The organism is Blautia faecis (assembly GCF_020554845.1).
Classification (GTDB): domain Bacteria; phylum Bacillota; class Clostridia; order Lachnospirales; family Lachnospiraceae; genus Blautia_A; species Blautia_A faecis.
Genome location: NZ_JAJCIA010000043.1, coordinates 20,485 through 29,499, shown reverse-complemented (window position 1 = coordinate 29,499; position 9,015 = coordinate 20,485). Strand labels below are relative to the sequence as shown.

Below are 9,015 nucleotides of genomic sequence, written 5' to 3'. Positions count from 1 at the left end.
AGCATCTGCCTTACAAGCAGAGGGTCATAGGTTCGAGCCCTATAGGTCCCATATGCCGCAGTGGCGGAACTGGCAGACGCCCGGGACTTAAAATCCCGTGGGTAGTGATACCCGTACCGGTTCGATTCCGGTCTGCGGCATGACTTGAAACCCTTGATTTTCAAGGGTTTTTTTGATGTCTGGATATATTTACACCCTTCTGGAACACCTCTTATTTAACCCCAAAATGGATTTTGACATCAGATTTGACAGCAGATACAAAATATTTAAGCAGCTTCAAAATAATATTCTGGTATAATATTCACTTTTTTTATAGCTGGAAACTGGAATTTCCATGCTTGAAAGTTTCAAAGGTTGCGCTTTCAAAAATAAAAGTAAAATAATAGCTTGCTTTACGTAGTCAGCTGCAATATTATTAAAATATTACTGTAGATGAAAAGAATCTGACAGGAGGTAGCAACTTGATTAGACAGGAAGTATTAATGCTATTTGTACAAGGGACTAAAAAAATATTAAAAAATAATCTATCCAAACTTATTGTCTATGGTTCTTATGCCCGTGGAGATTATAAGGAAAATTCGGATATTGATGTTATGATATTAACACCTCTTTCAAAAGAAGAAATAGAGCAGGTCGAAAACAGTATTTTTGATCTGGCGTTTGATCTAGAACTGGAGTCAGGGATTGTAATAAATCCAGTTCTGGAGAATGAAGCACATTACAGATACTGGCTGGGAGCATTGCCGTTTTATGATAATGTAGAGAAGGAGGGAATTGTAATTGGATGAGAGACAAAAAGATTTAAGCAATTATCGAATTACACAAGCTGATGATAGTCTGAAAGTAGCTGACTATTGTTTAAAAGAAACCAACGAGTCTATTTATATCACCCAAAATGATGAGGGAGATATGGTAATTAAGAGTATTGATACATATGAAAAGCGTGAACAGTTACTTCGGTTACGTGCCAGAGTACTTCAGGCTGAGTGGGAAAGAATAGATGGTGCCAAAACTATGAGTGCAACTGAAGCACGAAAAAATTTGAGAGAGAGACTCGGAGAGCTGTAGAGTTGACTGTCTGGATAGATACATGTGAAGTCACTGGCAACGTTCCGCGAGGTGTTTTTTGTGGACAAAGTAAGCAATAACATTTTCTCTTCATTTACTGGCACAAGTAATAGTGCAAACCGGTTTTGGATGGATTATTATTAGTATAGAGAATACATGGTCAATGGAAGGAGAATTTTTTCCAATATGTGTTCTTTACAAGAATCGAAAACAAAAACAGGTTTTGCGGAGGATGTGTATGAAGCAGGATAAAAAAGAGAAGCGGAACAATATATTATATTCGGTATTAGGTTTCGTCCTGGGCATTGCCATGTGTGGTATAGGAATATATGGTATGATTTTAAACAGAATTGAAAGCCAGGAGTACAAAAACACTACAGACAAACGAGAGGTTATTGCAGTTGTAGAATCCTGCCGTGAGATTGATAACAGTGATGATAAAGACAAAAATAAAAAGAATTCAAGATCAGTAAAATATCGGACCAAATTGGCATTTGAGGTTGATGGAAAAGCTTATGAAGGAGAAGAAACCTATAATCAGAAAGTATACGTTGGTGATAAAGTTAAGGTCGAGGTTTATCGGACTTCAAAAGGAATTTATAAACTCCGCCCATATAACAATTTGGTAAATTTTGTGTTTTATTGTGTGGCAATTCCATTAGGCTTTATCATTGTAATAGCCTCTGTTTACAGTATAGGGCTGACCGTCAAAAAAAAAGAATAAGATCATAGGATTCAGAAATGCTCCCTACTGGGCAGGAATGTGAAAGAACAAAAACCTGTCATTCAGAAGGGAGCATTTTATAATTGTGAATAAGTAGGATCAATCAAAATCTCTGGTAATGTTTGTAAGCCATTTTCTTCTGAAATAGTGAATAAATACCACAGGCATTTTTTCAAGTTCATCCAAAGACATTACAAAGTATACCCAGATAGGCGGCAGTTTAAAAACATATGCGGCAAGAAATGTGAGAGGAACTGCTACAAGCCACATAAATATGGAATCAACGATCATTCCAAATCTGGAATCACCACCACCTCTGAAGCAGCCGCATATAAGACAGGTATTAATACCTTCTCCAACAAGACGCCAGGTCGTCATAATGATAAAAACGCCAAGATAATAAATGGCCGTTTCTGTCAGCTTATCCCGATAAAAATCCAGTATCAGGGGGCGAATCGCCAGAATAACGGCACATCCGATCAGGCTTACAATAATGGTTATTCTGAGCATCCGTTTCCCATATTCTCTGGCTGTATCAATGTGATTTTTCCCCAGCTCCTGACTGATAATAATGGTAGTAGCGTTGGCAAAACCCCGACAGGCGATAGCACCAATGTTTACCACCATAACAGCGACGGCATTTGCAGCAACCATATCATTACCAATATGCCCAAGAATTGCTGCGAATGCGGAACTGGCAAAGCTCCAGACGAGGTCATTTATTACGGCTGGAGTTGCAATTTTCATAAAATCCTGGAACAGGATCCCCGATTTCGCAAAGAAGTATTTTATTCGGAATCTCACATTTGATTTGTTCAAGGAGTAGATGAGACAAATCAATACCTCTGCGATTCTGGCAATCACAGTACCAAGAGCAACACCGGTAACGCCAAGCTTTGGAAGTCCAAATAAGCCAAAGATGAAGGTGGCATTACAAAGTACATTGACACAAAGGGAGACAATGTATGTAACAGAAGGCAGCATTATCTTTCCGATACTTCGAAGGGCACTCATAAAAACCTGAGAGAATCCCATAAACATAAGTGAAAATGAAAGTACCCTCAAATACTCACTTCCAGCAGCAATTGTATCAGGATTGTCTGTAAAAATCTTCATAACCGTAGTTGGCATGGAAAAGGAGATAAGGAAAAATATCAGAGAGATAATTAAGGTGCATCGCTCTGCTAAGCCGAGAATCTTTTCTACAGTCTTTTTATCACCTTTTCCCCAGTACTGGGCACACAAAACGGAAGTACCGGTGGCCATACCATAATATAGACAAAAAAGAATAAAAGTATATTGGTTAGCAAGCGATGAAGCCGACATGGCAGTCTGGCTTACATATCCAAGCATTACAGTATCAGCAATATTCACCAATGTTGAAATCAAATTTTGAATCATAATTGGAAATGCCAATATTGATGCATATTTTAAGAAATCTTTTTTATTTAGCATGTTACAGTTTTCCTTAGTTCTTACAATTTATAATATGATGATACCAGGGTCAAAAGGTCAGAAAGCCGATGCAAGCTTGCTTGCAAGAGGCTTTTTGACCTCTTGACCCGCCAAAAACATGAGTAAGTAGCCATTTTTCAAAGAAAAATGAGCGGATTACGAATGTTTTGGAGGATTGCGGGAGCAGCGTAGCTGCGTAGCAATCCGGGTATCAAATGAGTGTCAAAAGACCTTTTGACACTCATATCATTTTATTACAATCAATGAAACAGAGAAAGTGATAAATTATAGTTTAACATATCCGATTAGAATATGCTATATAAAATGTTAAAATAGTACATTGTGAAATTACTTTTTTTTAGCTAAAATGTGAGTGTGCAAAACTTTTGGTTGGGAGTGTGAGAATATGACAAAAGATCTGACTACTGGGAAAATCATGCCCATTCTTGTTAATTTTACAGTGCCTCTTGTTTTGGGAAATTTGTTTCAGCTGACCTATAATGCAGTTGACAGCATTATTGTAGGGCATTTTGTAGGAAAGGAGGCCCTGGCGGCTGTGGGAATCTGTAATCCGGTCAGTACGTTGATGATACTATTTCTGAACGGATTGTGTATGGGAGCCAGTATCCTGATGGGGATTCAGTATGGAGCGAAAGATTATGAGACTTTGCATAGACAAATCAGTACAACTCTGTTGTCTGGTGCGTTTTTTTCATTTTTTCTCACATTGGTTTGTGTAATATTTGCTGTACCCATTCTGCTGTTATTGCAGGTGGATCCATCTATTATGAGTATGACAGTGCAATATTTGCGGATTATTTTTCTGGGATTAATGTTTACATTTTTATACAACTTTTTTTCAAGCACCTTAAGGGCATTGGGAGACAGTGCATCCCCCTTGTACTTTCTGATTATCAGTGCAATTCTGAACATTTTCGGAGACCTGTTTTTTGTTATTGTATTAAAGGCTGGAAGTAATGGATGTGCAATTTCCACAGTACTCAGTGAGGCGCTCTGCTGTCTGTTTTGTATTATCTATATACAGAAAAAAGTACCAATTCTTCGGCTTGGGAAGAAATGGCTGGTTTTTGATGCCAGGCTTTTGAAAAAAACCATTGCTTACGGGTGGGCATCTGCCATGCAGCAGGCAACTGTACAGATGGGAAAAATCGCAATACAGGCACTGGTTAATACAATGGGAGTATCGGTAGCAGCAGCCTTTGCAGTGGTTAATCGCATTGATGATTTTGCCATCACACCGGAACAGAATATTGCCCATGCGATGACCGCATTAATGGCTCAGAATAAAGGAGCTGGAAAAAATGACCGTATGAGGGAAGGCTTCCGATGTGGAATGATACTGGAGCTTGTTTATGGAGCAGCAGTTATGCTGATCTGTCTGGGATTTGCCAGACCATTGATGTCATTATTTGTAAAAGATGAGGAAGTTATCGGACATGGAGTGGTTTATCTCCACTTGATTGCGGGAATGTATATTCTTCCCGCTATCACAAATTCGCTTCAGGGCTTTTTCCGTGGAATCGGAGATCTGAAGGTGACCTTGATGAGCAGTTTTACCAATATGACAGTCCGTGTCATTGCAGCGGCACCGATGGTTTTGTTATGGAATTTTGGTATTGAGGCACTGCCATATTCCTATCTGGCAGGATGGATTGCCATGCTGCTTGTAGAGACACCTTTGATGCTTCGAATTTACCGAAAAAAGTAAAAGAAAGGACATCCTGAAAAAACGGATGTCCTTTTTATGAAAAGAAGTGCATATTATTTGCGAAAGAGACGTTTGACAAAAGCCAGAAGATCAAAATGCCGAGTCTTCGTATAGTCATTTATAAAATTGTCACAATACATATAACGTTCTGATATGATCCATTCTGGAACGGGAAGTGCATCCAGGGAACTTGTATATTCTGCGAATTTCATATTCACGCCTCCTTTAATTTGTTTTTTAAGTTACTTATATTCTAGCACAAAATTAAGGAAAAACTATGGGGGCGGATTCTAAAAATCAAGTGGAAAATATGTGCTGCCAACACAAAATATATGATATAATAAAGGAAAAATTTGAACATTTTACAGAATGGGTTAGGGTAACAAAAAGGGAGGTTTTATGAGTTTTACAATACAGGATATGATGCTGACAGCAGAAACAAGATATGAAATGAAGTTTCTGGCCGGAAAAAATGGATGGTCCAATTCAATCAGCTGGGTACATCTTCTGGAGGATACAACGATCATACAGAATTTCTGGGGAAAGGAGCTTGCAGTGACAACCGGGCTTGGCTTTCCGGAAAAAGAAGACTGGATGCATCTGGCACAGCAGCTGAACCGGTATCATGCATCAGGGCTTGTTATCAATGTGGGACAGTACATTTATGAGGTGCCGGAAGAATTGAAAGCATACTGTGATGAAAATGACCTTCCGCTACTGACTGTGCCCTGGGAAGTGCATTTATCAGATATGATAAAAGACTTCAGTATTCATGTATTTTTGCAGGATACTACAGATGAGCAGATCGCATCCGCCCTGATTGCAGCTATTGAGACTCCGGATAATCAGGATGCATATAGAAAAGATTTATTACAGTATTTTGATGTAGATGGAAGCTTTCAGGTGCTGCTGATGACTTGTGAGGGGCTGGACTCCATGGACACAGTGGAGCGAAAAAAGCTGTCTTATCGAATACAGGTATATCTGGAGGATATCACTCACAATGGAAGCTTTTTTTATTACAACTCTGATTTTGTGCTGGTAGCGAATGCGCTTTCGGAAGAGTATTTGTGCCGCCTTGTAGAGGGTGCCATAAAAAGAGGAAAAAGACGTATGCCTGGACTGCAATTGTGCGTGGGAATCGGGAGCAGATGTATGGATATTTCCCAGCTTTCGGTAAGCTATCAGAGAGCGAAGGCGGCAGCACACATAGCGATGACACAAAAGAAGCAGGTGGTAAAGTTTGATGACTGCGGGTTGTTCCGTCTGCTTTATATGGTGAAAGATAAAGAAATACTGAAGGAAATGGAAACAGAATGTCTGGCAGCATTGGAAGAATACGACAGAAGATATCATGCCGATTATGTGGAAACTCTTCAGTCATATCTGAAGCATAATGGAAGTATTCAGGCTGTGGCAGCAGAATTGTATACGCATCGCAATACGGTGCTGTACCGTATCGGAAATATCAGGAAAATTCTGGGAAATGAGTTGAAAACGCCGGAAGAGAGACTGCCCTATCAGATTGCATTTTATATCAGAAATATGCATGGGCAGATATAAGTATTGCGCAGATATAAGTATTGCGCAGTAATGTTTTTCTTGTGCATAGTGTAGCGCAGTCGTATATATAGAAGCAGTTTTTTTACATAAGTAAGATTGTAAAAAAGCAATCAAGGCAGGAAGGAATGGACATATTGCAAAACCAACCAATGTTGATGTAATTCTGGAAAATCTAGACCGGATTTTGGGAAGATAAAGCGGATAAAATGAAGGGGAAATACGTGTGAAAAGCACATAAAATAATGCAGGTCTTGTTCAGACCTGCATTATTTTATGCAACAGGGCGGAGTGTAAATTACTTTGTGTAAACCTCTCAGATTGATGATGTAATCGTAGGTTTATAGAATGCAAAAATTCCTACCAGACAGTATTTTTTCTATTATCCGGAAAATTTATCACCGTAATGAATATGCATGTCCTTCCAGTCCATAAACAATACATAAAATACTCTTCCGTATTGCTGGCTTTCTACGATTCTTCCATGGTCAAGTACAGAGAGGTAAGAGCCGTCAGCTTTTCGAAGATGAAAATGAATATAGTCATTTTCATTACCACTGTCAATCTGTTCCCAGATGCTTGCTTCTATCTGTTTCTGCTCATCCTCCCGAATCAGGTTATGAAAGCTTTTGTTTGTAAGTCGAAAGAGTTCGTCCATATCTTTATATCCGGTCATATGAAGAAACTCCTGGTTTGCATAGAACAGCTCATCATCTTCTTTGTCTGCTCTGTATATGATAAATGCACCCGGAAGATGCTCCGAGACATCCTTATGCGCAAATCCCAGCTGTTTGCGGACACCTGACTGAAGCCCTTCTCTGTAAGCCATACATCCGTTTTTTCCATGAAGCTTTATTTCATAAAGGGCTGCATCTGCACAGCGCATAAGCTGTGAATGGTTGGAGGCAAATGCCGGATATTCCGCATATCCAAGAGAAATAGAAAAGTGCTGTTCTGTTCCCTTGTAAGCGAAGGTCTTAGGCAGTCTGGTGAATTGATTCAGCTGTGCGTCTGCCTCTTCAAAGGTATAATCAGGCAGAAGAATACAGAACTCGTCCCCACCGTTTCTTCCAAGCAATACATTCGGTGGAAAAAAAGCTTTCATGCTCTCTGCCAGACTTTTTAAAGCCCTGTCTCCGTAAGCGTGCCCATAGACATCATTAATAAACTTAAAGTCATCAATATCAAAAAGTGCGGCCACAAAATGTGCCTTCGGATTTTGGGCGATAATTTTTTCTGCTGCTTCATCAAATCCATAGCGGTTGTTAATACCCGTAAGGGAATCCGTGTGTGCCAGTATCTGAAATCTGTTTTTATTTTCTTTGGACACCAGCCATACCCGGGTAAGAACTGTCAGAAGCAGGATTACGGTAAGAAAAAATCCGGTGACTACAGCTATAAGTGTATTATTTCGCCATCCGCTTTTGGGGGTTACTTCAAATCTCCAGCTCTCTGCGCCTATTTTAAAATCATAAGAAATTGGATGGGTTAGCGGATCATCTGACTGATAAACAACTTTATAGGTGCCGTTCCAGGGAGAAGCCGTCTTTGAAATTCTATATTCATATCCAAAATTTGAAAGAGCATAAATCGAGTCTGAGAAAATATCAGGAACGCGTAGGATAACAATGGTAAATCCCCAGAAATCCTCTTGTTTGTTTGTATCCGTCAGATAAACTGGATTGCGTACAGCAATTCCATAGCCTCCCTGTTTCAATTCAAAGGGGCCTTGTGTAATGACTGTGTGATTGTCTCTTGCGTAACAGGAAATCTCTCCACGCTCTTTATCATGAATCAGATCAATTTTACCTGCTTCATTTCCCTCTGCCGGATAAATATCTGTCACAACACCATCCGGAGCAAGCTGCACGCTCTCAATAGAATCAGACATAAGATTTTCAGCAATCGTGTCAAACTGATTAATCTCTCCGTTTTCACTGATCAGGATCTGCTTTAGAGCATCCGTAATCTCAATTCCGCTCGCAATCTCATTTTTTATACGTTCCCCATAGGTTGTTGCGTTTAATTGTGCTGTTATGTGTCTCTCGTTCTTCTCGTGGGTGTCTGTTTTGTATACAATGAAACCAACAAGGCATATGCCCAGTAAAAAAATGATAAGAGGCACAAGTGTTTTTTTCTTCACCAGGTTTACCTCGCTTTATCTGTCGGAATTTTTATAATAATGCATTATATCACACAAGCTAAAAAAGAAAATGAATTTTCTGAAAAAAAAGACAATATATTTTTTTTACTACGCTCTGGCGAAATATAAAATAGTTACTGTTCACTCCGTTCACAGTAACGCGCTTCGCGATGCACAGAAATCATGCATTCGCATGATTTCGCGCCGCAATTCTCGGGTTTTCTGTGAACTTTGTTCACAAAAAACGCCTCGCGGAACGTTACCAGTGAACAGTAACATAAAATAAGTTAAGTCGAAAGTTGATAAAGAATGAAATGTGGCTTATAATTTATACTA

The 9,015-nt window shown here is 39.3% G+C and carries 8 protein-coding genes and 1 tRNA gene; 6 read left to right on the top strand and 3 right to left on the bottom strand.

The genetic code is table 11. The features are described from left to right. Positions 1-54 precede the first annotated feature (54 nt). The 4 genes from LIZ66_RS16055 to LIZ66_RS16040 all read left to right on the top strand — a co-directional run bounded on the left by LIZ66_RS16055 (position 55) and on the right by LIZ66_RS16040 (position 1,792). Positions 55-140: transfer RNA gene (locus LIZ66_RS16055), tRNA-Leu, on the top strand. Between the two features lie 321 nt (positions 141-461). After that, positions 462-788 carry a nucleotidyltransferase family protein gene (locus LIZ66_RS16050; protein ID WP_306797107.1) on the top strand — a complete coding sequence of 109 codons (327 nt, stop codon included), beginning with the start codon at positions 462-464 and terminating at the stop codon, positions 786-788. After that, positions 781-1,068 carry a hypothetical protein gene (locus LIZ66_RS16045; RefSeq protein ID WP_330382821.1) on the top strand — a complete coding sequence of 96 codons (288 nt, stop codon included), beginning with the start codon at positions 781-783 and terminating at the stop codon, positions 1,066-1,068. The genes LIZ66_RS16050 and LIZ66_RS16045 overlap by 8 nt, the downstream gene beginning before the upstream one ends. Positions 1,069-1,306: 238 nt before the next feature. Next, the gene (locus LIZ66_RS16040; RefSeq protein WP_173734954.1) at positions 1,307-1,792 is read left to right on the top strand and encodes a hypothetical protein; all 486 of its coding nucleotides are present in this window, start codon (positions 1,307-1,309) and stop codon (positions 1,790-1,792) included. A 99-nt stretch (positions 1,793-1,891) separates the two neighbouring features. Here LIZ66_RS16040 and LIZ66_RS16035 read toward each other — a convergent pair whose 3' ends face one another. Then, positions 1,892-3,247, bottom strand: coding sequence for an MATE family efflux transporter (locus LIZ66_RS16035; RefSeq protein ID WP_195380352.1), 1,356 nt, complete (start codon positions 3,245-3,247; stop codon positions 1,892-1,894). A gap of 406 nt (positions 3,248-3,653) precedes the next feature. On the opposite strand from LIZ66_RS16035, the gene LIZ66_RS16030 reads away from it, so the two are divergent. Next, the gene (locus LIZ66_RS16030) at positions 3,654-4,976 is read left to right on the top strand and encodes an MATE family efflux transporter (RefSeq protein ID WP_195380353.1); all 1,323 of its coding nucleotides are present in this window, start codon (positions 3,654-3,656) and stop codon (positions 4,974-4,976) included. Between the two features lie 53 nt (positions 4,977-5,029). Here LIZ66_RS16030 and LIZ66_RS16025 read toward each other — a convergent pair whose 3' ends face one another. Then, positions 5,030-5,188, bottom strand: a complete 159-nt coding sequence (locus LIZ66_RS16025; protein ID WP_195380354.1) for a hypothetical protein — start codon at positions 5,186-5,188, stop codon at positions 5,030-5,032. A gap of 187 nt (positions 5,189-5,375) precedes the next feature. Between LIZ66_RS16025 and LIZ66_RS16020 the strand changes: the two genes are divergently transcribed. After that, positions 5,376-6,539, top strand: a complete 1,164-nt coding sequence (locus LIZ66_RS16020) for a PucR family transcriptional regulator (RefSeq protein ID WP_226837404.1) — start codon at positions 5,376-5,378, stop codon at positions 6,537-6,539. A gap of 379 nt (positions 6,540-6,918) precedes the next feature. On the opposite strand, the gene LIZ66_RS16015 is transcribed toward LIZ66_RS16020, so the two are convergent. Then, on the bottom strand, positions 6,919-8,679 hold the full coding sequence (locus LIZ66_RS16015; protein ID WP_227201038.1) for a diguanylate cyclase domain-containing protein: 1,761 nt from the start codon (positions 8,677-8,679) through the stop codon (positions 6,919-6,921). Positions 8,680-9,015 lie beyond the last annotated feature (336 nt).